This is a genomic window from Bacteroides sp. AM16-13, assembly GCF_003602705.1.
Lineage (GTDB): Bacteria > Bacteroidota > Bacteroidia > Bacteroidales > Bacteroidaceae > Bacteroides > Bacteroides xylanisolvens.
In genome coordinates this window covers 40,509-59,695 of the sequence record NZ_QTLK01000022.1, presented here as the reverse complement: position 1 = coordinate 59,695, position 19,187 = coordinate 40,509, and the positions used below count along the sequence as shown (strand labels likewise).

Annotated in this window: 35 protein-coding genes; all 35 read left to right on the top strand. The window is 38.9% G+C overall.

Translation table 11 applies throughout. From position 1 onward, the window contains the following. Positions 1-59 precede the first annotated feature (59 nt). The 35 genes from DW173_RS17170 to DW173_RS17000 all read left to right on the top strand — a co-directional run bounded on the left by DW173_RS17170 (position 60) and on the right by DW173_RS17000 (position 19,136). Positions 60-368: a DUF3467 domain-containing protein gene (locus DW173_RS17170; protein ID WP_004296354.1), complete on the top strand. Its 309-nt coding sequence runs from the start codon at positions 60-62 to the stop codon at positions 366-368. Positions 369-504: 136 nt separating this feature from the next. Continuing rightward, entirely contained in the window at positions 505-915 is a 411-nt protein-coding gene (gene rpsL, locus DW173_RS17165; protein ID WP_002558078.1) for a 30S ribosomal protein S12, read from the top strand. A 143-nt stretch (positions 916-1,058) separates the two neighbouring features. Continuing rightward, the gene (rpsG, locus tag DW173_RS17160; RefSeq protein ID WP_004296352.1) at positions 1,059-1,535 is read left to right on the top strand and encodes a 30S ribosomal protein S7; all 477 of its coding nucleotides are present in this window, start codon (positions 1,059-1,061) and stop codon (positions 1,533-1,535) included. Positions 1,536-1,580: 45 nt separating this feature from the next. Next, entirely contained in the window at positions 1,581-3,698 is a 2,118-nt protein-coding gene (fusA, locus tag DW173_RS17155; protein ID WP_004310890.1) for an elongation factor G, read from the top strand. 80 nt (positions 3,699-3,778) lie between these two features. Continuing rightward, complete coding sequence (gene rpsJ, locus DW173_RS17150; protein ID WP_002558075.1) at positions 3,779-4,084, top strand: 30S ribosomal protein S10; 306 nt, start codon at positions 3,779-3,781, stop codon at positions 4,082-4,084. A gap of 18 nt (positions 4,085-4,102) precedes the next feature. After that, positions 4,103-4,720, top strand: a complete 618-nt coding sequence (gene rplC, locus DW173_RS17145) for a 50S ribosomal protein L3 (protein ID WP_004313455.1) — start codon at positions 4,103-4,105, stop codon at positions 4,718-4,720. Beyond that, the gene (rplD, locus tag DW173_RS17140) at positions 4,720-5,346 is read left to right on the top strand and encodes a 50S ribosomal protein L4 (protein WP_004313456.1); all 627 of its coding nucleotides are present in this window, start codon (positions 4,720-4,722) and stop codon (positions 5,344-5,346) included. Before rplC ends, rplD begins: the two co-directional genes overlap by 1 nt. 16 nt (positions 5,347-5,362) lie before the next feature. Next, positions 5,363-5,653 (top strand): 50S ribosomal protein L23, encoded by a 291-nt coding sequence (gene rplW / locus DW173_RS17135; RefSeq protein ID WP_004296347.1) that lies wholly within the window; start codon positions 5,363-5,365, stop codon positions 5,651-5,653. 5 nt (positions 5,654-5,658) lie between these two features. Further along, positions 5,659-6,483, top strand: a complete 825-nt coding sequence (gene rplB / locus DW173_RS17130) for a 50S ribosomal protein L2 (RefSeq protein WP_004296346.1) — start codon at positions 5,659-5,661, stop codon at positions 6,481-6,483. 20 nt (positions 6,484-6,503) lie between these two features. Next, complete coding sequence (rpsS, locus tag DW173_RS17125) at positions 6,504-6,773, top strand: 30S ribosomal protein S19 (RefSeq protein WP_004296345.1); 270 nt, start codon at positions 6,504-6,506, stop codon at positions 6,771-6,773. 36 nt (positions 6,774-6,809) lie between these two features. After that, entirely contained in the window at positions 6,810-7,220 is a 411-nt protein-coding gene (gene rplV, locus DW173_RS17120; RefSeq protein WP_004296344.1) for a 50S ribosomal protein L22, read from the top strand. A gap of 5 nt (positions 7,221-7,225) precedes the next feature. After that, positions 7,226-7,957 (top strand): 30S ribosomal protein S3, encoded by a 732-nt coding sequence (gene rpsC / locus DW173_RS17115; RefSeq protein WP_004296343.1) that lies wholly within the window; start codon positions 7,226-7,228, stop codon positions 7,955-7,957. A gap of 23 nt (positions 7,958-7,980) precedes the next feature. Continuing rightward, positions 7,981-8,415 carry a 50S ribosomal protein L16 gene (rplP, locus tag DW173_RS17110; protein WP_004291234.1) on the top strand — a complete coding sequence of 145 codons (435 nt, stop codon included), beginning with the start codon at positions 7,981-7,983 and terminating at the stop codon, positions 8,413-8,415. Between the two features lie 5 nt (positions 8,416-8,420). Further along, a complete protein-coding gene (gene rpmC / locus DW173_RS17105) occupies positions 8,421-8,618 on the top strand; it encodes a 50S ribosomal protein L29 (RefSeq protein ID WP_004296342.1) in 198 nt (65 codons plus the stop codon). Next, positions 8,615-8,884, top strand: coding sequence for a 30S ribosomal protein S17 (rpsQ, locus tag DW173_RS17100; protein ID WP_004296341.1), 270 nt, complete (start codon positions 8,615-8,617; stop codon positions 8,882-8,884). The genes rpmC and rpsQ overlap by 4 nt, the downstream gene beginning before the upstream one ends. 2 nt (positions 8,885-8,886) lie before the next feature. Continuing rightward, positions 8,887-9,252, top strand: a complete 366-nt coding sequence (rplN, locus tag DW173_RS17095) for a 50S ribosomal protein L14 (protein ID WP_004296340.1) — start codon at positions 8,887-8,889, stop codon at positions 9,250-9,252. A gap of 19 nt (positions 9,253-9,271) precedes the next feature. After that, positions 9,272-9,592 carry a 50S ribosomal protein L24 gene (gene rplX, locus DW173_RS17090; protein ID WP_004296339.1) on the top strand — a complete coding sequence of 107 codons (321 nt, stop codon included), beginning with the start codon at positions 9,272-9,274 and terminating at the stop codon, positions 9,590-9,592. Then, positions 9,592-10,149 (top strand): 50S ribosomal protein L5, encoded by a 558-nt coding sequence (gene rplE, locus DW173_RS17085; protein WP_004310886.1) that lies wholly within the window; start codon positions 9,592-9,594, stop codon positions 10,147-10,149. Before rplX ends, rplE begins: the two co-directional genes overlap by 1 nt. A 5-nt stretch (positions 10,150-10,154) precedes the next feature. Further along, entirely contained in the window at positions 10,155-10,454 is a 300-nt protein-coding gene (gene rpsN, locus DW173_RS17080) for a 30S ribosomal protein S14 (protein WP_004310885.1), read from the top strand. A 52-nt stretch (positions 10,455-10,506) separates the two neighbouring features. Further along, a complete protein-coding gene (gene rpsH / locus DW173_RS17075) occupies positions 10,507-10,902 on the top strand; it encodes a 30S ribosomal protein S8 (protein WP_004296336.1) in 396 nt (131 codons plus the stop codon). 15 nt (positions 10,903-10,917) lie between these two features. Then, the gene (rplF, locus tag DW173_RS17070; protein WP_004310884.1) at positions 10,918-11,487 is read left to right on the top strand and encodes a 50S ribosomal protein L6; all 570 of its coding nucleotides are present in this window, start codon (positions 10,918-10,920) and stop codon (positions 11,485-11,487) included. 21 nt (positions 11,488-11,508) lie between these two features. Further along, positions 11,509-11,853 (top strand): 50S ribosomal protein L18, encoded by a 345-nt coding sequence (rplR, locus tag DW173_RS17065; RefSeq protein ID WP_004310883.1) that lies wholly within the window; start codon positions 11,509-11,511, stop codon positions 11,851-11,853. Positions 11,854-11,858: 5 nt separating this feature from the next. Continuing rightward, positions 11,859-12,377: a 30S ribosomal protein S5 gene (gene rpsE / locus DW173_RS17060; RefSeq protein ID WP_004296333.1), complete on the top strand. Its 519-nt coding sequence runs from the start codon at positions 11,859-11,861 to the stop codon at positions 12,375-12,377. Between the two features lie 9 nt (positions 12,378-12,386). Further along, on the top strand, positions 12,387-12,563 hold the full coding sequence (rpmD, locus tag DW173_RS17055) for a 50S ribosomal protein L30 (protein ID WP_004296332.1): 177 nt from the start codon (positions 12,387-12,389) through the stop codon (positions 12,561-12,563). Between the two features lie 32 nt (positions 12,564-12,595). Beyond that, positions 12,596-13,042, top strand: coding sequence for a 50S ribosomal protein L15 (gene rplO / locus DW173_RS17050; protein ID WP_008023042.1), 447 nt, complete (start codon positions 12,596-12,598; stop codon positions 13,040-13,042). 4 nt (positions 13,043-13,046) lie between these two features. Further along, on the top strand, positions 13,047-14,387 hold the full coding sequence (gene secY / locus DW173_RS17045; RefSeq protein ID WP_004310881.1) for a preprotein translocase subunit SecY: 1,341 nt from the start codon (positions 13,047-13,049) through the stop codon (positions 14,385-14,387). A gap of 15 nt (positions 14,388-14,402) precedes the next feature. After that, entirely contained in the window at positions 14,403-15,200 is a 798-nt protein-coding gene (map, locus tag DW173_RS17040; RefSeq protein WP_008023041.1) for a type I methionyl aminopeptidase, read from the top strand. 1 nt (position 15,201) lies between these two features. Continuing rightward, positions 15,202-15,420, top strand: a complete 219-nt coding sequence (infA, locus tag DW173_RS17035) for a translation initiation factor IF-1 (RefSeq protein WP_002558052.1) — start codon at positions 15,202-15,204, stop codon at positions 15,418-15,420. Positions 15,421-15,428: 8 nt separating this feature from the next. Then, complete coding sequence (gene ykgO, locus DW173_RS17030) at positions 15,429-15,545, top strand: type B 50S ribosomal protein L36 (RefSeq protein ID WP_002558051.1); 117 nt, start codon at positions 15,429-15,431, stop codon at positions 15,543-15,545. A 33-nt stretch (positions 15,546-15,578) separates the two neighbouring features. Then, a complete protein-coding gene (gene rpsM, locus DW173_RS17025; RefSeq protein ID WP_004296328.1) occupies positions 15,579-15,959 on the top strand; it encodes a 30S ribosomal protein S13 in 381 nt (126 codons plus the stop codon). Between the two features lie 11 nt (positions 15,960-15,970). Beyond that, entirely contained in the window at positions 15,971-16,360 is a 390-nt protein-coding gene (gene rpsK / locus DW173_RS17020) for a 30S ribosomal protein S11 (RefSeq protein ID WP_004296327.1), read from the top strand. A gap of 117 nt (positions 16,361-16,477) precedes the next feature. Then, positions 16,478-17,083 carry a 30S ribosomal protein S4 gene (gene rpsD / locus DW173_RS17015; RefSeq protein WP_004296326.1) on the top strand — a complete coding sequence of 202 codons (606 nt, stop codon included), beginning with the start codon at positions 16,478-16,480 and terminating at the stop codon, positions 17,081-17,083. An 11-nt stretch (positions 17,084-17,094) separates the two neighbouring features. Continuing rightward, on the top strand, positions 17,095-18,087 hold the full coding sequence (locus DW173_RS17010; RefSeq protein ID WP_004296325.1) for a DNA-directed RNA polymerase subunit alpha: 993 nt from the start codon (positions 17,095-17,097) through the stop codon (positions 18,085-18,087). 3 nt (positions 18,088-18,090) lie between these two features. Continuing rightward, a complete protein-coding gene (gene rplQ / locus DW173_RS17005; RefSeq protein WP_004313458.1) occupies positions 18,091-18,594 on the top strand; it encodes a 50S ribosomal protein L17 in 504 nt (167 codons plus the stop codon). A gap of 146 nt (positions 18,595-18,740) precedes the next feature. Continuing rightward, complete coding sequence (locus tag DW173_RS17000; RefSeq protein ID WP_120144860.1) at positions 18,741-19,136, top strand: hypothetical protein; 396 nt, start codon at positions 18,741-18,743, stop codon at positions 19,134-19,136. The last annotated feature ends 51 nt before the right edge of the window (positions 19,137-19,187 follow it).

Here is a 19,187-nt window from a genome sequence, read left to right as displayed (position 1 = left end):
ACCATTAGTTTCAGGAAAAATGTGTTATTTTGCAGGATAACTTTTTAATCATATTAAATATGGAAGAACAAAATAACAACGGACAATTACAGATTGAATTGAGAGAAGAGGTTGCACAGGGAACTTATGCAAATCTTGCTATTATTACTCATTCGAGTTCTGAATTCATCCTTGACTTCGTGCGCGTAATGCCGGGCATACCGAAGGCTGGTGTGCAATCTCGTATTATTGTGGCTCCGGAGCACGCAAAACGTCTGCTGCGGGCATTAGAAGATAATATAGCAAAGTATGAGCGCGTATTCGGTCCGATTCGTACTTCGGATGAACCCCCTATTTCTCCTTTGACGGGTGTAAAAGGCGAAGCGTGAGGATGATATAAAAACATTAAAAAAGAAAAAAAAGTTGTAGCGCATTGAATATTCAAATATTATTCGTATTTTTGCAGCCCAAAATGTATAGTTACGAAATTAATATAACAATAATATAAATCAAAAAACAATTAAAATGCCTACAATTCAGCAATTAGTAAGAAAAGGACGCGAAGTGCTGGTGGAGAAAAGTAAATCTCCAGCCTTGGATTCATGTCCTCAAAGACGTGGCGTTTGCGTGAGAGTATACACTACTACTCCGAAGAAGCCGAACTCTGCAATGCGTAAAGTAGCTCGTGTACGTTTGACTAACCAAAAAGAGGTGAACTCATACATTCCGGGAGAAGGACACAACTTGCAGGAACACTCAATCGTTTTGGTACGTGGTGGTCGTGTAAAAGACCTTCCGGGTGTGCGTTATCACATTGTACGTGGTACGCTTGATACAGCAGGTGTTGCTGGTCGTACTCAAAGACGTTCTAAGTATGGTGCTAAGCGTCCGAAACCAGGACAAGCAGCTGCTCCTGCTAAGGGTAAGAAAAAATAAGGATTAAGACCTAATTAAAATTAAAGTAATAACTTACGTTTTAGTTTGTTGGAAATGCTAAAGGTTGAGTAAATTCTCCGGAGGGAGAGTTGAAGAAGTCAAGAAGTAGACAACCAAGAACAAAAACATTATTTTTCAAACAAATGAGAAAAGCAAAACCAAAAAAACGCCTGATTCTTCCGGATCCTGTGTTTAATGACCAAAAGGTTTCCAAGTTCGTGAACCACTTGATGTATGATGGAAAGAAAAATACATCTTATGAAATCTTTTATGCCGCTTTGGAAACAGTGAAAGCAAAACTTCCTAACGAAGAAAAATCAGCTCTCGAAATCTGGAAAAAGGCTTTGGATAATGTAACTCCGCAAGTGGAAGTAAAGTCTCGCCGTGTAGGTGGTGCTACTTTCCAAGTTCCTACTGAAATCCGTCCGGATCGTAAAGAATCAATCTCTATGAAGAATTTGATTCTGTTTGCTCGCAAAAGAGGTGGTAAATCAATGGCTGACAAGTTGGCTGCTGAAATTATGGATGCCTTCAATGAACAAGGCGGTGCATACAAACGTAAAGAAGATATGCACAGAATGGCAGAAGCTAACCGTGCATTTGCTCATTTTAGATTCTAATACTGTAAGAAACCTAATATAAACTTAAAGTAAAGGAATTAGAAGATGGCTAAACATGATTTACATTTAACTCGTAATATCGGTATCATGGCTCACATTGATGCCGGAAAAACAACTACTTCTGAACGTATCCTGTTCTACACTGGATTGACTCACAAAATTGGTGAAGTTCATGATGGTGCTGCTACTATGGACTGGATGGAACAGGAGCAAGAACGTGGTATCACTATTACATCCGCTGCTACAACAACAAGGTGGAAATATGCTGGTGATACTTATAAAATTAACTTGATTGACACTCCGGGACACGTTGACTTTACCGCAGAGGTAGAACGTTCATTGCGTATCCTTGATGGGGCTGTAGCTGCTTACTGTGCTGTTGGTGGTGTTGAGCCTCAATCAGAAACTGTATGGCGTCAGGCTGATAAATATAACGTTCCTCGTATTGCTTATGTTAATAAGATGGACCGTTCTGGTGCTGACTTCTTTGAAGTAGTTCGTCAGATGAAGGATGTTCTTGGAGCTAATCCGTGTCCGATTGTTGTTCCTATCGGTGCTGAAGAATCTTTCAAAGGTCTTGTTGACCTTATCAAAATGAAAGCTATCTATTGGCATGATGAAACAATGGGGGCTGACTACAGTATTGAGGAAATCCCTGCAGAACTTATCGATGAAGCTAACGAGTGGAGAGATAAGATGCTTGAAAAAGTAGCAGAATTTGATGATGCTTTGATGGAGAAATATTTCGATGATCCTTCTACTATTACTGAAGAAGAAGTATTGAGAGCTCTTCGTAATGCAACAGTTCAGATGGCTGTAGTTCCTATGCTTTGCGGATCTTCTTTTAAGAACAAAGGTGTTCAGACATTGCTTGATTATGTTTGTGCTTTCTTGCCTTCTCCACTTGATACAGAGAACGTAATAGGTACAAATCCTAATACGGGAGCTGAAGAGGATCGTAAACCAAGTGATGATGAAAAAACATCTGCTTTGGCGTTTAAGATCGCAACTGACCCATATGTAGGTCGTTTGACTTTCTTCCGTGTTTATTCTGGTAAAATTGAAGCAGGTTCTTATATCTACAACTCTCGTTCTGGTAAGAAAGAACGCGTTTCTCGTCTGTTCCAGATGCACTCCAACAAACAGAACCCGGTTGAAGTAATCGGTGCTGGTGATATTGGTGCAGGTGTAGGCTTTAAAGATATTCGTACTGGGGATACTTTGTGTGATGAAACAGCTCCGATAGTACTTGAGTCTATGGACTTTCCGGAACCGGTTATTGGTATCGCTGTAGAACCTAAGACTCAGAAAGATATGGATAAACTGTCTAACGGTTTGGCTAAATTGGCTGAAGAAGACCCGACATTTACTGTGAAAACAGACGAACAGACAGGTCAGACAGTTATTTCTGGTATGGGTGAGCTTCACTTGGATATTATCATTGACCGTTTGAAACGTGAATTTAAGGTAGAATGTAATCAAGGTAAGCCTCAGGTTAACTATAAGGAAGCTATCACGAAGACAGTTAACTTGCGTGAAGTGTACAAGAAGCAGTCTGGTGGACGTGGTAAGTTTGCTGATATCATTGTGAACATTGGTCCGGCTGATGCGGATTTCACTTTAGGTGGTTTGCAGTTTGTTGATGAAGTGAAGGGTGGTAATATTCCTAAGGAATTTATCCCAGCAGTTCAGAAAGGCTTTACAAATGCTATGAAGAGTGGTGTTTTGGCAGGCTACCCATTGGATTCATTGAAAGTGACTTTGGTTGATGGTTCATTCCACCCGGTTGACTCTGATCAGTTGTCATTTGAAATCTGTGCAATGCAGGCTTATAAAAATGCATGTGCTAAGGCAGGTCCTGTTTTGATGGAACCTATCATGAAACTGGAAGTTGTAACTCCGGAAGAAAACATGGGTGATGTTATCGGTGACTTGAACAAACGTCGTGGACAGGTTGAAGGTATGGAATCTAGCCGCTCTGGCGCTCGTATCGTGAAAGCGATGGTTCCACTGGCGGAAATGTTTGGTTACGTAACAGCTTTACGTACTATTACTTCTGGTCGTGCAACCTCGTCAATGACCTACTCTCATCACGCTCAGCTTTCTTCTTCTATTGCTAAGGCTGTATTGGAAGAAGTAAAAGGACGCGCTGATTTACTCTAAAATATCTAAAGCAGCAGGCTAGCGAATGACTCTTAGCCTGCCGCTTTATCTTATTATAAATGTATTAATTAAAAAAAATAATGAGTCAGAAAATTAGAATTAAATTGAAATCTTACGACCACAACTTGGTTGACAAGTCAGCTGAGAAAATTGTAAGAACTGTAAAAGCTACAGGTGCTATCGTTAGCGGTCCAATACCTCTGCCTACGCACAAACGTATCTTTACTGTGAACCGTTCGACTTTCGTAAACAAAAAGTCTCGTGAGCAATTTGAACTCTCTTCTTATAAGAGATTAATCGACATCTATAGCTCAACAGCTAAGACAGTAGATGCTTTGATGAAGTTGGAATTGCCAAGTGGTGTGGAAGTAGAAATTAAAGTTTGATAATTAAAAATTAGTGAAATGCCAGGATTATTAGGAAAAAAAATCGGAATGACATCCGTTTTCAGTGCCGATGGTAAAAATGTACCATGCACTGTTATCGAAGCAGGTCCTTGTGTTGTTACTCAAGTTAAAACTGTAGAAAAAGATGGCTATGCAGCTGTTCAGTTGGGTTTCCAGGACAAAAAGGAAAAACATACAACTAAACCGTTGATGGGACATTTTAAAAGAGCAGGAGTAACACCGAAGAGACACTTGGCTGAGTTCAAAGAATTTGAAACAGAGTTGAATTTGGGTGATACCATTACTGTAGAAATGTTTAACGACGCTAGCTTTGTTGACGTTGTTGGTACTTCTAAGGGTAAGGGTTTTCAGGGTGTAGTAAAAAGACATGGTTTTGGTGGTGTGGGTCAAGCTACTCACGGTCAGCATAATCGCGCTCGTAAACCGGGTTCTATCGGTGCTTGTTCTTACCCTGCAAAAGTATTCAAAGGAATGCGCATGGGTGGACAACTTGGTGGTGACAGAGTCACTGTACAAAACTTGCAGGTATTAAAAGTAATCGCGGATCATAACCTTCTTTTGGTTAAAGGTTCTATCCCGGGTTGCAAAGGTTCAATCGTATTAATTGAGAAATAATGGAAGTTAACGTATATAACATTAAAGGTGAAGACACTGGGAGAAAGGTTACGTTAAACGAATCTATCTTCGGAATTGAGCCCAACGACCACGCTATTTATTTGGACGTAAAACAATTTATGGCTAATCAGCGTCAGGGTACTCATAAGTCAAAAGAAAGAAGTGAAATCAGTGGTTCAACTCGTAAGATCGGTCGTCAGAAAGGTGGCGGTGGAGCACGTCGTGGTGATATGAATTCGCCTGTTCTTGTAGGTGGTGCTCGTGTTTTCGGTCCGAAACCAAGAGACTACTTCTTTAAGTTGAATAAAAAAGTTAAGACACTGGCTCGTAAGTCAGCTTTGTCTTATAAAGCTCAAAACGATGCAATCGTTGTCGTTGAGGATTTCACATTTGAAGCTCCTAAGACAAAAGATTTCGTTGCAATGACAAAAAATCTTAAAGTTTCCGATAAAAAGCTACTTGTAATTTTACCGGAAGCAAATAAAAACGTATATTTGTCAGCTCGTAACATCGAGGGTGCTAATGTACAGACTATCTCAGGATTAAATACTTACAGAGTATTGAATGCTGGGGTTATTGTGCTTACAGAAAACTCTCTGAAGGCTATTGACAATATCTTAATTTAAAAAGGAGGCTTAAATAATGGGAATTATTATTAAACCGTTGGTAACAGAGAAAATGACTGCAATCACAGATAAGCTGAATCGTTTCGGCTTTGTTGTACGTCCTGAAGCTAACAAACTGGAAATTAAGAAGGAAATTGAAGCTCTTTATAATGTTACTGTAGTTGATGTGAATACTGTGAAGTATGCTGGCAAGAATAAGAGCCGTTATACCAAAGCAGGTATCATCAATGGTCGTACGAATGCTTTCAAAAAAGCAATCGTGACATTGAAAGAAGGAGATACTATTGATTTTTATAGCAATATTTAATAAAAATGGCAGTACGTAAATTTAAGCCCACAACACCGGGGCAAAGACATAAAATTATTGGTACTTTCGAAGAAATTACTGCATCAGTACCAGAAAAGTCTCTTGTATATGGTAAGAAATCATCTGGTGGTCGTAACAGCGAAGGTAAGATGACTATGCGCTACATTGGTGGCGGTCATAGAAAGGTGATTAGAATTGTTGATTTCAAGAGAAATAAGGACGGTGTTCCAGCAGTAGTTAAAACAATCGAATACGACCCGAATCGTTCGGCTCGTATCGCTCTGTTATTTTATGCTGATGGAGAAAAAAGATATATTATTGCTCCCAATGGATTGCAAGTTGGTGCGACTCTGATGTCAGGTGAAACAGCAGCGCCAGAGATTGGTAATGCTCTTCCTCTTCAAAACATTCCGGTGGGTACTGTGATTCACAATATCGAATTACGTCCGGGACAGGGTGCTGCTCTGGTTCGTTCAGCTGGTAACTTTGCTCAGTTGACTTCTCGTGAGGGTAAGTATTGTGTAATCAAGTTGCCTTCAGGTGAGGTTAGACAGATTCTTAGCACTTGTAAAGCTACTATCGGTAGTGTAGGTAACTCTGATCATGGATTGGAAAGTTCAGGTAAAGCAGGACGTTCTCGTTGGCAAGGACGTCGTCCTCGTAACCGTGGTGTTGTAATGAACCCGGTTGATCACCCGATGGGTGGTGGTGAAGGACGTGCTTCCGGAGGTCACCCAAGATCACGTAAGGGATTGTATGCTAAGGGACTTAAGACTAGAGCTCCTAAGAAACAATCGTCTAAGTACATTATTGAGAGAAGAAAAAAGTAATCTGATTAATTGAGTAAACTATGAGTCGTTCATTAAAAAAAGGTCCATATATTAACGTTAAGCTTGAAAAGAGAATTCTTGCCATGAATGAATCAGGTAAGAAAGTCGTAGTAAAGACTTGGGCCAGAGCTTCAATGATTTCGCCTGATTTTGTAGGCCATACAGTTGCAGTTCACAATGGAAATAAATTTATTCCTGTTTATGTTACCGAGAATATGGTAGGACACAAGTTGGGCGAATTTGCTCCAACTCGTACATTCAGAGGACACGCTGGTAACAAGAAAAGATAACAGGATTTATTTGAAATAATAAAGTAATAAATAATAATGGGAGCAAGAAAAAAAATATCGGCTGAAAAAAGAAAAGAAGCCCTTAAGACCATGTATTTTGCAAAATTGCAAAATGTTCCTACTTCTCCACGTAAGATGCGTCTGGTTGCAGACATGATCCGTGGTATGGAAGTGAACAGAGCACTTGGTGTTTTGAAATTTTCTTCAAAAGAAGCTGCTGCAAGAGTGGAAAAATTGCTTCGCTCTGCAATTGCTAACTGGGAACAGAAAAACGAACGTAAAGCAGAAAGTGGCGAATTGTTCGTAACACAGATTTTTGTTGATGGTGGAGCTACACTCAAAAGAATGAGACCGGCACCACAGGGTAGAGGTTATAGAATTCGCAAACGTTCAAATCACGTAACATTGTTCGTTGGTGCTAAAAGTAATAACGAAGATCAAAATTAAGGTAGATGGGACAAAAAGTTAATCCAATAAGCAACCGTTTAGGAATTATCAGAGGATGGGATTCTAACTGGTATGGTGGAAATGATTACGGTGATTCTTTGCTGGAAGATAGCAAAATCCGTAAATATCTTAATGCAAGACTTGCAAAAGCAAGTGTATCAAGAATCGTAATTGAACGTACGCTGAAGCTCGTTACTATTACTGTTTGCACTGCTCGCCCGGGTATTATTATCGGTAAAGGTGGCCAAGAAGTTGATAAGTTAAAAGAGGAGTTGAAGAAGGTTACCGACAAAGATATTCAAATCAATATCTTTGAAGTGAAGAGACCGGAACTGGATGCTGTGATTGTTGCTAACAACATCGCTCGCCAGGTTGAAGGTAAAATTGCCTATCGCCGTGCCATCAAGATGGCTATCGCAAACACAATGCGTATGGGTGCTGAAGGTATCAAAATTCAGATTTCAGGACGTTTGAATGGAGCTGAAATGGCTCGTTCTGAAATGTATAAAGAAGGAAGAACTCCGTTGCACACTTTCAGAGCTGATATCGACTACTGTCATGCAGAAGCATTGACTAAAGTAGGTCTTCTTGGTATCAAAGTTTGGATTTGTAGAGGTGAAGTGTTTGGTAAGAAAGAATTGGCTCCGAACTTTACACAAAGCAAAGAAAGTGGTCGTGGAAACAATAGTGGAAACAACGGCGGAAAGAACTTCAAAAGAAAGAAAAATAATCGCTAAACGAATTTGAATTTTAGGAAACTATGTTACAACCGAAAAAGACAAAATTCAGAAGACAACAAAAAGGCCGTCAGAAAGGTAATGCCCAGAGAGGCAACCAGCTGGCCTTTGGTTCTTTTGGCATAAAGGCTTTGGAGACTAAGTGGATTACAGGCCGTCAGATCGAAGCTGCTCGTATTGCAGTAACAAGATATATGCAACGTCAAGGACAGATCTGGATCCGTATATTCCCGGATAAACCGATCACTAGAAAACCTGCCGATGTACGTATGGGTAAAGGTAAAGGTGCTCCAGAGGGATTTGTGGCTCCTGTAACTCCAGGTAGAATCATTATTGAAGCTGAAGGAGTATCTTACGAAATCGCGAAAGAAGCATTGCGCTTAGCTGCTCAAAAGCTTCCTATTACAACGAAGTTTGTCGTAAGACGTGATTATGATATTCAAAATCAAAATGCGTAAGTGTTATGAAAATTGCAGAAATTAAAGAAATGACTACTAATGATTTAGTAGAAAGAGTAGAGGCGGAAACAGCTAATTATAACCAAATGGTTATTAATCATTCTATTTCTCCTTTGGAAAATCCTGCTCAAATCAAACAATTACGCAGGACTATTGCGCGTATGAAAACAGAATTGCGCGAAAGAGAACTTAACAATAAATGATCAGCTTGATGGAAGCAAGAAATTTAAGAAAAGAAAGAACAGGGGTTGTGTTGAGCAATAAGATGGACAAGACCATCACAGTTGCTGCCAAATTTAAGGAAAAACACCCTATATATGGTAAGTTCGTTAGCAAAACGAAGAAGTACCATGCTCACGATGAAAAGAATGAATGCAATATCGGTGATACTGTAAGCATCATGGAAACTCGTCCTTTGAGCAAGACTAAAAGATGGAGATTAGTAGAAATAATTGAAAGAGCTAAGTAATTATGATACAAGTAGAATCCAGACTTACAGTATGTGATAACAGTGGAGCGAAAGAGGCGTTGTGTATCCGCGTTTTGGGGGGGACAGGTCGTCGTTATGCTTCAGTGGGGGATGTCATTGTAGTTTCAGTGAAGAGCGTTATCCCTTCTAGTGATGTTAAAAAAGGTGCAGTATCAAAGGCTTTGATTGTACGTACAAAGAAAGAAATCCGTCGTCCTGATGGTTCTTATATACGTTTTGATGATAATGCTTGCGTGTTGTTGAATAATGCAGGTGAAATTAGAGGTAGTCGTATTTTCGGTCCTGTAGCAAGAGAACTTCGTGCTACAAACATGAAAGTTGTGTCACTTGCGCCTGAGGTACTTTAATTTGTAAAAGATTTAAGTAATGAGTAAATTACATATTAAAAAAGGCGATACAGTTTACGTAAATGCTGGTGAAGATAAGGGCAAAACTGGTCGTGTATTGAAGGTTCTTGTTAAAGAAGGACGTGCATTTGTTGAAGGTATCAATATGGTATCTAAAAGCACAAAGCCGAATGCAAAGAATCCACAAGGTGGTATTGTGAAGCAAGAAGCTTCTATCCACATTTCAAACTTGAACCCGGTTGATCCAAAAACTGGTAAAGCAACGCGTATTGGGAGAAAAAAGAGTTCGGAAGGAACTTTAGTGCGTTATTCTAAAAAATCAGGAGAGGAGATTAAGTAATGAGTAATACTGCTAGTCTTAAGAAAGAATATGCAGAGCGTATAGCACCTGCATTGAAATCACAGTTCCAGTATTCTTCTACAATGCAGATACCCGTACTTAAGAAGATTGTAATCAATCAGGGATTAGGTATGGCTGTTGCTGATAAGAAGATTATCGAAGTAGCAATCAATGAAATGACAGCTATTACAGGTCAAAAAGCTGTAGCTACCATTTCTCGTAAAGATATCGCAAACTTTAAGTTGCGTAAAAAAATGCCGATTGGTGTTATGGTAACTTTACGTCGTGAAAGAATGTACGAATTCCTTGAAAAATTGGTTCGTGTAGCTCTTCCTCGTATTCGTGACTTCAAAGGTATCGAAAGTAAGTTTGATGGTAAAGGTAACTATACCCTTGGTATTCAGGAACAAATCATTTTCCCTGAAATAAATATCGATAGTATTACAAGAATTCTCGGAATGAATATTACCTTTGTAACCTCTGCGGAAACAGATGAAGAAGGTTATGCTTTGCTGAAGGAATTCGGTTTACCTTTTAAAAACGCTAAAAAAGACTAATAGATATGGCAAAGGAATCAATGAAAGCACGTGAAGTAAAGCGTGCTAAATTAGTAGCCAAATACGCCGAGAAAAGAGCTGCTTTGAAGCAAATCGTAAGAACAGGTGATCCTGCTGATGCTTTCGAAGCTGCACAGAAGTTGCAAGAGTTGCCAAAGAATTCTAATCCAATTCGTATGCACAACCGTTGCAAACTGACTGGTCGTCCTAAAGGTTATATTCGTCAGTTCGGAATTTCGAGAATTCAATTCCGTGAGATGGCATCTAACGGACTGATCCCAGGCGTAAAAAAAGCAAGCTGGTAATTATTGTTTAAATATTGTCAGGGTAGTCCTGATTAATTTAATTTATTTTTATATGACTGATCCAATAGCAGATTATTTAACGAGGTTGCGGAACGCGATTGGTGCAAAGCACAGAGTTGTTGAAGTTCCCGCTTCGAATTTGAAAAAAGAAATCACTAAGATTCTTTTTGAAAAAGGCTACATCCTTAATTATAAGTTTGTAGAAGATGGTCCTCAAGGAACTATTAAGGTTGCCTTGAAGTATGATTCTGTTAACAAAGTTAACGCAATCAAAAAGTTAGAAAGAATATCTTCTCCGGGTATGCGTAAGTATACTGGTTACAAAGATATGCCGCGTGTTATTAATGGGCTGGGTATTGCTATAATATCTACTTCCAAAGGTGTAATGACTAACAAAGAGGCTGCAGAACTGAAAATCGGTGGTGAAGTCTTGTGTTATGTATATTAATTAGGAGGAATTAGAATGTCAAGAATAGGAAAATTACCCATTAGTATCCCTGCTGGAGTGACAATCACTCTGAAGGATAATGTGGTTACCGTAAAGGGACCCAAAGGCGAAATGAGCCAATATGTGAATCCTGCTATCAATGTTACTATTGAAGACGGACACGTAACTTTAACAGAAAACGATAAAGAAATGCTTGATAACCCGAAGCAGAAACATGCTTTCCACGGTTTGTATCGTTCATTGGTTCACAACATGGTTGTGGGCGTATCTGAAGGTTACAAGAAAGAACTGGAACTTGTAGGTGTAGGTTATCGTGCTTCAAACCAAGGTAACATCATTGAGCTGGCTTTAGGTTATACACACAATATTTTCATTCAATTGCCTGCTGAGGTAAAAGTTGAAACGAAGTCTGAAAGAAATAAGAATCCTCTTATTATATTGGAATCGTGTGACAAACAATTGCTTGGTCAAGTTTGCTCTAAAATACGTTCTTTCCGTAAGCCTGAACCATACAAGGGTAAAGGTATTAAGTTTGTTGGCGAAGTAATTCGTAGAAAGTCTGGTAAATCAGCCGGCGCTAAGTAATTCATATAAAATTAGATTATTATGACAACAAAAATAGAAAGACGAGTTAAGATCAAATATAGAGTACGCAACAAGATTTCAGGTACTACTGAATGTCCGCGTATGAGTGTATTTAGAAGTAACAAGCAAATTTATGTCCAGATTATCGATGATCTTTCTGGTAAGACACTGGCTGCTGCTTCTTCTTTAGGTTTGACTGAGAAAGTCGCTAAAAAAGAACAAGCTGCTAAAGTTGGTGAAATGATTGCTAAAAAGGCTCAGGAAGCAGGTATAACTACTGTTGTTTTCGACCGTAATGGTTACTTGTATCATGGGAGAGTAAAAGAAGTAGCTGATGCTGCTCGTAACGGTGGACTTAAATTTTAATCATTATGGCAGGAGTTAATAATAGAGTTAAGATTACTAACGATATAGAACTGAAAGATAGATTAGTTGCTATTAATCGTGTTACTAAAGTTACCAAAGGTGGTAGAACTTTTAGTTTCTCTGCAATCGTTGTTGTAGGTAACGAAGAAGGTATCATTGGTTGGGGACTTGGTAAAGCAGGTGAAGTAACAGCTGCTATCGCTAAAGGTGTTGAGTCAGCTAAAAAGAACCTGGTGAAAGTACCTATTTTAAAAGGTACTGTTCCTCATGAACAATCAGCTAGATTTGGTGGTGCTGAAGTATTCATCAAACCTGCATCTCACGGAACCGGTGTTGTAGCTGGTGGTGCTATGCGTGCTGTATTGGAAAGTGTTGGTGTTACTGACGTTTTGGCTAAATCTAAAGGTTCTTCGAATCCGCATAACCTTGTTAAAGCTACAATTGAAGCTTTGAGTGAAATGCGTGATGCAAGAATGGTTGCTCAGAACAGAGGTATTAGTGTTGAAAAAGTATTTAGAGGATAAGGAGGAGATATGTCAACTATAAAGATTAAACAAGTTAAAAGTAGAATTGGTGCTCCAGCTGATCAGAAAAGAACTCTTGACGCACTGGGACTTCGTAAACTGAACCGTGTGGTTGAACACGAAAGCACTCCTTCAATTCTTGGAATGGTAGATAAAGTAAAACACTTGGTTGCCATTGTTAAGTAATTATTTGTTGAATAATAAAACGAAATTACAATATGAACTTAAGTAATTTAAAACCTGCTGAGGGATCTACTAAGACAAGAAAAAGAATTGGACGTGGTGCTGGTTCTGGCTTAGGTGGTACTTCTACAAGAGGTCATAAAGGAGCTAAATCAAGATCTGGATACTCTAAGAAAATCGGTTTTGAAGGTGGTCAGATGCCTCTTCAACGTCGAGTTCCTAAATTTGGTTTCAAGAATATCAATCGTGTTGAATATAAAGCTATCAACTTGGATACTATCCAGAAACTTGCTGAAGCTAAAAGCTTGGCAAAAGTTGGTGTAAACGACTTTATCGAAGCAGGATTTATTTCTTCAAATCAGTTGGTAAAAGTATTGGGTAACGGAACTCTGACTAACAAGCTGGAAGTAGAAGCTCATGCATTCTCTAAGACTGCAACTGCTGCTATTGAAGCTGCTGGTGGAACTGTAGTAAAACTCTGATTCAATGAGAAAAGCTATTGAAACATTAAAGAATATATGGAAGATTGAGGATCTGAGACAGCGGATCCTCATCACCATATTGTTCGTGGCAATTTACCGTTTCGGATCGTATGTCGTATTACCGGGTATCAATCCGGCGATGCTGGCAAAATTGCACGAACAAACAAGTGAAGGCCTTTTAGCCTTGTTAAATATGTTCTCTGGAGGAGCATTTTCTAATGCCTCTATTTTTGCATTAGGAATCATGCCTTATATCTCTGCATCTATCGTAATCCAGTTATTGGGAATCGCTGTACCGTATTTCCAGAAGTTGCAACGCGAAGGTGAGAGCGGCAGAAGAAAAATGAATCAATATACTCGTTACTTGACGATTGCTATATTGTTAGTTCAGGCCCCTTCTTATTTGCTCAATCTTAAAATGCAGGCTGGCCCTTCCTTAAATGCTTCATTAGATTGGACTCTGTTTATGGTTACCTCTACCATTATTTTGGCAGCAGGTAGTATGTTTATTTTGTGGCTTGGTGAAAGAATTACTGATAAAGGTATTGGTAACGGTATTTCATTTATCATCTTGATTGGTATTATCGCTCGTTTCCCTGATGCTTTGTTGCAAGAAGTTGTGTCCAGAGTAGCAAATAAGAGCGGTGGTCTGATTATGTTTATAATTGAAATCGTATTCTTATTATTAGTGATTGGCGCTGCTATTCTTTTGGTGCAAGGTACAAGAAAGATTCCTGTACAGTATGCAAAAAGAATTGTTGGTAACAAGCAATATGGTGGTGCTAGACAGTATATCCCTTTAAAGGTGAATGCTGCCGGTGTTATGCCTATCATTTTTGCTCAGGCAATCATGTTTATTCCAATTACATTTATCGGCTTTTCAAATGTAAATGATGCAGGCGGTTTCTTGCATGCGTTTACAGATCATACAAGTTTCTGGTATAATTTTGTCTTTGCGGTAATGATTATATTATTTACGTATTTCTATACTGCAATTACAATTAATCCGACTCAGATGGCTGAGGATATGAAGAGAAATAATGGTTTCATCCCTGGTATTAAACCGGGAAAGAAAACAGCAGAGTATATTGATGATATAATGTCTCGTATCACTTTGCCGGGTTCTTTCTTCTTGGCTTTAGTTGCTATTATGCCTGCTTTTGCCGGTGTATTCGGAGTGCAAGCAGGATTCGCTCAATTCTTCGGCGGTACATCTTTGTTAATTCTTGTAGGTGTTGTTCTTGATACCCTGCAACAGGTTGAAAGTCATTTGTTGATGAGACACTATGATGGTCTGTTGAAATCTGGTCGTATTAAAGGACGCGCTGGTGTAGCGGCATATTAATTCTTTAGATTAGAAATGATATTTCTTAAAACAGAAGATGAAATAGAATTGCTCCGTCAGAGTAACCTGCTTGTTGGTAAAACTCTTGCAGAGGTTGCCAAACTGGTGAAGCCTGGTGTAACTACACGTGAGTTGGATAAAGTTGCTGAAGAGTTCATTAGAGATCATGGGGCAACTCCAACTTTCAAAGGATTTCCGAATCAATATGGAGAACCGTTTCCCGCATCTCTCTGTACTTCTGTCAATGAACAGGTGGTACATGGAATCCCAGGGGATATCGTACTGAAAGATGGTGATATCGTATCAGTGGATTGCGGAACTTACATGAATGGTTTCTGTGGTGATTCTGCTTATACTTTTTGTGTAGGAGAGGTAGACGAAGAGATTCGTAACTTGTTGAAGGTAACTAAAGAAGCGTTATATATTGGCATCCAGAACGCAGTGCAAGGTAAAAGAATTGGTGATATCGGATATGCTATTCAGCAATATTGTGAGTCTCATTCTTATGGTGTAGTGCGTGAGTTTGTTGGCCATGGCATCGGTAAAGAGATGCACGAAGATCCTCAGGTTCCTAACTATGGTAAAAGAGGATATGGACCATTGATGAAAAGAGGCCTTTGCATAGCGATAGAGCCGATGATAACATTGGGAGACCGACAAGTGATAATGGAAAGTGACGGATGGACTGTGAGGACCAGAGATCGTAAATGTGCTGCACATTTTGAGCATACGATAGCTGTTGGAGCTGGTGAAGCTGATATTTTGTCTTCATTCAAATTCATAGAAGAAGTTTTAGGAGATAAAGCAATATAATATGGCAAAGCAATCTGCAATAGAACAAGATGGAGTTATAGTTGAAGCATTGTCAAATGCAATGTTTCGTGTTGAATTAGAAAACGGACATGAGATTACCGCACATATTTCAGGCAAGATGAGGATGCATTACATCAAGATCCTGCCGGGAGATAAAGTGAGAGTCGAAATGTCTCCTTACGACTTATCGAAAGGAAGAATTGTGTTTAGATATAAATAAAATAAGATATGAAAGTAAGAGCATCATTAAAGAAACGCACGCCAGAATGTAAGATCGTTAGACGTAATGGCCGTTTGTATGTTATTAACAAGAAAAATCCTAAGTATAAACAACGTCAAGGATAATTTGTTATTTTTGCAAAAAAAATAATTTAGTATATGGCTATAAGAATAGTTGGTGTAGATTTACCTCAGAACAAAAGAGGTGAAATTGCGTTGACCTATGTATATGGAATAGGTCGCAGTAGTTCAGCAAAAATTTTAGATAAAGCTGGTGTAGATAAAGATCTGAAGGTTAAAGACTGGACAGATGATCAAGCTGCTAAGATTCGTGAGATTATCGGTGCAGAGTATAAAGTAGAAGGTGATCTTCGTTCTGAAATCCAATTGAACATTAAGCGATTAATGGATATTGGTTGCTATCGTGGTGTACGTCACCGTATTGGTCTGCCTGTTAGAGGTCAGAGCACTAAGAACAATGCACGTACTCGTAAGGGTAGAAAGAAAACCGTTGCTAATAAGAAAAAAGCTACTAAATAATAATTGTTGATATGGCAAAAAAAACAGTTGCAGCTAAAAAGAGAAATGTGAAAGTAGACGCTAATGGACAGTTGCATGTTCATTCATCTTTCAACAATATTATTGTTTCTCTTGCAAATAGTGAAGGGCAGATTATCTCTTGGTCATCTGCTGGTAAAATGGGATTTAGAGGTTCTAAAAAGAATACTCCTTATGCAGCTCAGATGGCTGCCCAGGATTGTGCAAAGATTGCATTCGATCTTGGCCTGAGAAAGGTAAAAGCATATGTGAAGGGTCCAGGTAACGGACGTGAGTCTGCTATTAGAACTATCCACGGTGCTGGTATCGAAGTTACTGAAATCATTGACGTGACTCCGCTTCCACATAATGGTTGTCGTCCTCCGAAAAGACGTAGAGTTTAATTTACCTTTAACTTACACAATGATCTTGATTTTGTTTTTGGATTACATTAATTTCTCTCTGTAATCGCGGCTGCAACAAATTGAGTTCATGAATAAACAATTAAATATTTAAAAGAAATGGCTAGATATACTGGACCAAAATCGAGAATCGCCCGTAAATTCGGTGAAGGAATCTTTGGAGCTGACAAAGTTTTGTCAAAGAAGAACTATCCTCCCGGACAACATGGTAATTCAAGAAAAAGAAAAACTTCTGAATACGGTGTGCAACTTCGTGAAAAACAGAAAGCTAAATACACCTATGGAGTTTTGGAAAAACAATTCCGCAATTTGTTTGAAAAAGCAGCTACTGCTAAAGGTATTACCGGTGAGGTACTTCTTCAATTGCTGGAAGGCCGTCTTGACAACGTAGTATTCCGTTTGGGTATTGCTCCTACACGTGCTGCTGCTCGTCAGTTGGTTAGTCACAAGCACATCACTGTAGATGGTGAAGTAGTAAACATTCCTTCATTTGCAGTAAAACCAGGACAATTGATTGGTGTTCGTGAAAGATCTAAGTCTTTGGAAGTAATTGCTAATTCTCTTGCAGGTTTCAATCACAGCAAGTATGCTTGGTTGGAATGGGACGAGGCTTCAAAGGTTGGTAAAATGTTGCACATACCTGAAAGAGCAGACATTCCTGAGAACATTAAAGAACATTTGATCGTTGAATTGTATTCTAAATAATAATTAATTTCATGGCGATATTAGCATTTCAAAAACCTGATAAAGTATTAATGTTGGAGGCGGACTCCAGATTCGGTAAATTCGAATTCCGTCCGTTGGAACCGGGTTTTGGTATTACTGTAGGTAATGCATTACGCCGTATCCTTCTTTCTTCATTAGAGGGTTTTGCTATCACTACTATCAGAATCGATGGTGTGGAGCATGAATTTTCTAGTGTACCTGGAGTAAAAGAGGATGTTACCAACATTATCTTGAATCTGAAACAAGTGAGATTCAAGCAAGTAGTTGAAGAGTTCGAGAGCGAAAAAGTGAGCATCACTGTCGAGAATTCCAGTGAATTTAAAGCAGGTGACATAGGTAAGTATTTGACTGGATTTGAAGTGTTAAATCCGGAATTAGTTATTTGTCATTTAGATTCTAAGTCAACTATGCAGATTGATATTACCATTAACAAAGGTCGTGGTTATGTACCTGCTGATGAAAATCGCGAGTATTGCACGGATGTTAATGTAATTCCAATCGACTCTATTTATACACCGATACGTAATGTCAAGTATGCTGTAGAAAACTTCCGTGTAGAACAGAAGACTGACTACGAAAAGCTAGTGCTTGAAATTAGTACCGACGGTTCTATACACCCGAAAGAAGCGCTGAAAGAAGCTGCAAAAATTCTGATTTACCACTTCATGTTGTTCTCTGATGAGAAGATCACGCTTGAAAGTAATGATACTGATGGCAATGAAGAGTTTGATGAAGAAGTATTGCACATGCGTCAGTTGTTGAAAACTAAACTCGTTGATATGGACTTGTCAGTTCGTGCCCTCAATTGTTTGAAGGCTGCTGATGTAGAAACTCTCGGCGATTTGGTACAGTTCAACAAAACTGACCTGCTGAAATTCAGAAACTTCGGAAAGAAATCGCTTACCGAGCTTGATGATTTGCTGGAAAGTCTGAATCTGTCGTTTGGAACCGACATTTCTAAATATAAATTAGATAAAGAATAAAAAATGAGACATAATAAAAAATTCAATCATTTAGGTCGTACTGCTTCTCATAGAAGCGCTATGTTATCTAACATGGCTTGCTCTTTGATCAAGCACAAAAGAATCACTACGACTGTTGCAAAGGCGAAAGCTTTGAAAAAGTTTGTTGAGCCTTTGATTACTAAGTCTAAAGAAGATACTACGAACTCTCGTCGTGTTGTATTTAGCAACTTGCAAGATAAGATTGCAGTAACAGAGTTGTTCAAAGAAATCTCTGTTAAGATTGCTGATCGTCCGGGTGGTTATACTCGTATTATCAAGACTGGTAACCGTTTGGGTGACAACGCAGAAATGTGCTTTATTGAGTTGGTTGACTACAATGAAAACATGGCTAAGGAAAAAGTTGCTAAGAAAGCTACTCGTACTCGTCGTTCGAAGAAAGCTGCTGAAGCTGCTCCTGCTGCTGTTGAAGCTCCTGCAACTGAAGCTCCTAAGGCTGAAGAACCAAAAGCTGAATCGGCTGAATAATTTTACAGTTATTCTTATAGATATAAAAAAGGCTGCCTTAAAGGTAGCCTTTTTTGTTTGTCTGCCGTTTATTAATACTAAGATACATTAAAATATATCCTAATTAAACTTTTCATAGAGAGAATCTGTTATATTTGCAGGTGAATATGGCAAAATTTGTAAAGGTAATATTGTTTCTGTTGCTGACAGTTGCTTTTCATAGCATAGCAGGCAATGTCTCTACCGAAAAAATGGTGGATAAGCAGGGGTGTGATATTACATATGCTATGGGGCAGCGTGGGGAAATCTGTGCACCGGATCTTCCGGGTAAGCCTGTGGCTGAATTGACTAATTTGCAGAGCCATCAAATGTCTGTGACACGTATTCAACGTGTACAGCTTGGAGAATATTTCTTTTCTTTAAAGAATGCGCTACAAGGTTGTGCTGATCGTGAGAGCTCACTATCACAACACTGGGGGCGGATTTATGATACAACAACTTCCTATTATTGTCAGCCATCGAGTGAATACTATGTATACACCTTGAGGCGTATAATTATTTAGCAGTATATTTATTGGTATTGTTTATTTTGTGGTTACTAGTATCTTCTGTAT

What these genes read in the sequence shown, in the direction of transcription:
- rpsG (WP_004296352.1), top strand. Translation starts at nt 1,059, where the DNA reads ATGAGAAAAGCAAAACCAAAAAAACGCCTGATTCTTCCGGATCCTGTG.
- rplF (WP_004310884.1), top strand. Translation starts at nt 10,918, where the DNA reads ATGTCAAGAATAGGAAAATTACCCATTAGTATCCCTGCTGGAGTGACA.
- rpsD (WP_004296326.1), top strand. Translation starts at nt 16,478, where the DNA reads ATGGCTAGATATACTGGACCAAAATCGAGAATCGCCCGTAAATTCGGT.
- rpsC (WP_004296343.1), top strand. Translation starts at nt 7,226, where the DNA reads ATGGGACAAAAAGTTAATCCAATAAGCAACCGTTTAGGAATTATCAGA.
- map (WP_008023041.1), top strand. Translation starts at nt 14,403, where the DNA reads ATGATATTTCTTAAAACAGAAGATGAAATAGAATTGCTCCGTCAGAGT.
- rplW (WP_004296347.1), top strand. Translation starts at nt 5,363, where the DNA reads ATGGGAATTATTATTAAACCGTTGGTAACAGAGAAAATGACTGCAATC.
- secY (WP_004310881.1), top strand. Translation starts at nt 13,047, where the DNA reads ATGAGAAAAGCTATTGAAACATTAAAGAATATATGGAAGATTGAGGAT.
- DW173_RS17170 (WP_004296354.1), top strand. Translation starts at nt 60, where the DNA reads ATGGAAGAACAAAATAACAACGGACAATTACAGATTGAATTGAGAGAA.
- rpmC (WP_004296342.1), top strand. Translation starts at nt 8,421, where the DNA reads ATGAAAATTGCAGAAATTAAAGAAATGACTACTAATGATTTAGTAGAA.
- rpmD (WP_004296332.1), top strand. Translation starts at nt 12,387, where the DNA reads ATGTCAACTATAAAGATTAAACAAGTTAAAAGTAGAATTGGTGCTCCA.
- DW173_RS17000 (WP_120144860.1), top strand. Translation starts at nt 18,741, where the DNA reads ATGGCAAAATTTGTAAAGGTAATATTGTTTCTGTTGCTGACAGTTGCT.
- rpsM (WP_004296328.1), top strand. Translation starts at nt 15,579, where the DNA reads ATGGCTATAAGAATAGTTGGTGTAGATTTACCTCAGAACAAAAGAGGT.
- rpsE (WP_004296333.1), top strand. Translation starts at nt 11,859, where the DNA reads ATGGCAGGAGTTAATAATAGAGTTAAGATTACTAACGATATAGAACTG.
- rplD (WP_004313456.1), top strand. Translation starts at nt 4,720, where the DNA reads ATGGAAGTTAACGTATATAACATTAAAGGTGAAGACACTGGGAGAAAG.
- infA (WP_002558052.1), top strand. Translation starts at nt 15,202, where the DNA reads ATGGCAAAGCAATCTGCAATAGAACAAGATGGAGTTATAGTTGAAGCA.
- rpsN (WP_004310885.1), top strand. Translation starts at nt 10,155, where the DNA reads ATGGCAAAGGAATCAATGAAAGCACGTGAAGTAAAGCGTGCTAAATTA.
- rplE (WP_004310886.1), top strand. Translation starts at nt 9,592, where the DNA reads ATGAGTAATACTGCTAGTCTTAAGAAAGAATATGCAGAGCGTATAGCA.
- rplB (WP_004296346.1), top strand. Translation starts at nt 5,659, where the DNA reads ATGGCAGTACGTAAATTTAAGCCCACAACACCGGGGCAAAGACATAAA.
- rplN (WP_004296340.1), top strand. Translation starts at nt 8,887, where the DNA reads ATGATACAAGTAGAATCCAGACTTACAGTATGTGATAACAGTGGAGCG.
- rplV (WP_004296344.1), top strand. Translation starts at nt 6,810, where the DNA reads ATGGGAGCAAGAAAAAAAATATCGGCTGAAAAAAGAAAAGAAGCCCTT.
- fusA (WP_004310890.1), top strand. Translation starts at nt 1,581, where the DNA reads ATGGCTAAACATGATTTACATTTAACTCGTAATATCGGTATCATGGCT.
- rplR (WP_004310883.1), top strand. Translation starts at nt 11,509, where the DNA reads ATGACAACAAAAATAGAAAGACGAGTTAAGATCAAATATAGAGTACGC.
- rpsH (WP_004296336.1), top strand. Translation starts at nt 10,507, where the DNA reads ATGACTGATCCAATAGCAGATTATTTAACGAGGTTGCGGAACGCGATT.
- rplO (WP_008023042.1), top strand. Translation starts at nt 12,596, where the DNA reads ATGAACTTAAGTAATTTAAAACCTGCTGAGGGATCTACTAAGACAAGA.
- rplC (WP_004313455.1), top strand. Translation starts at nt 4,103, where the DNA reads ATGCCAGGATTATTAGGAAAAAAAATCGGAATGACATCCGTTTTCAGT.
- rpsL (WP_002558078.1), top strand. Translation starts at nt 505, where the DNA reads ATGCCTACAATTCAGCAATTAGTAAGAAAAGGACGCGAAGTGCTGGTG.
- rpsS (WP_004296345.1), top strand. Translation starts at nt 6,504, where the DNA reads ATGAGTCGTTCATTAAAAAAAGGTCCATATATTAACGTTAAGCTTGAA.
- rpsQ (WP_004296341.1), top strand. Translation starts at nt 8,615, where the DNA reads ATGATCAGCTTGATGGAAGCAAGAAATTTAAGAAAAGAAAGAACAGGG.
- rplP (WP_004291234.1), top strand. Translation starts at nt 7,981, where the DNA reads ATGTTACAACCGAAAAAGACAAAATTCAGAAGACAACAAAAAGGCCGT.
- rplQ (WP_004313458.1), top strand. Translation starts at nt 18,091, where the DNA reads ATGAGACATAATAAAAAATTCAATCATTTAGGTCGTACTGCTTCTCAT.
- rpsK (WP_004296327.1), top strand. Translation starts at nt 15,971, where the DNA reads ATGGCAAAAAAAACAGTTGCAGCTAAAAAGAGAAATGTGAAAGTAGAC.
- DW173_RS17010 (WP_004296325.1), top strand. Translation starts at nt 17,095, where the DNA reads ATGGCGATATTAGCATTTCAAAAACCTGATAAAGTATTAATGTTGGAG.
- rpsJ (WP_002558075.1), top strand. Translation starts at nt 3,779, where the DNA reads ATGAGTCAGAAAATTAGAATTAAATTGAAATCTTACGACCACAACTTG.
- ykgO (WP_002558051.1), top strand. Translation starts at nt 15,429, where the DNA reads ATGAAAGTAAGAGCATCATTAAAGAAACGCACGCCAGAATGTAAGATC.
- rplX (WP_004296339.1), top strand. Translation starts at nt 9,272, where the DNA reads ATGAGTAAATTACATATTAAAAAAGGCGATACAGTTTACGTAAATGCT.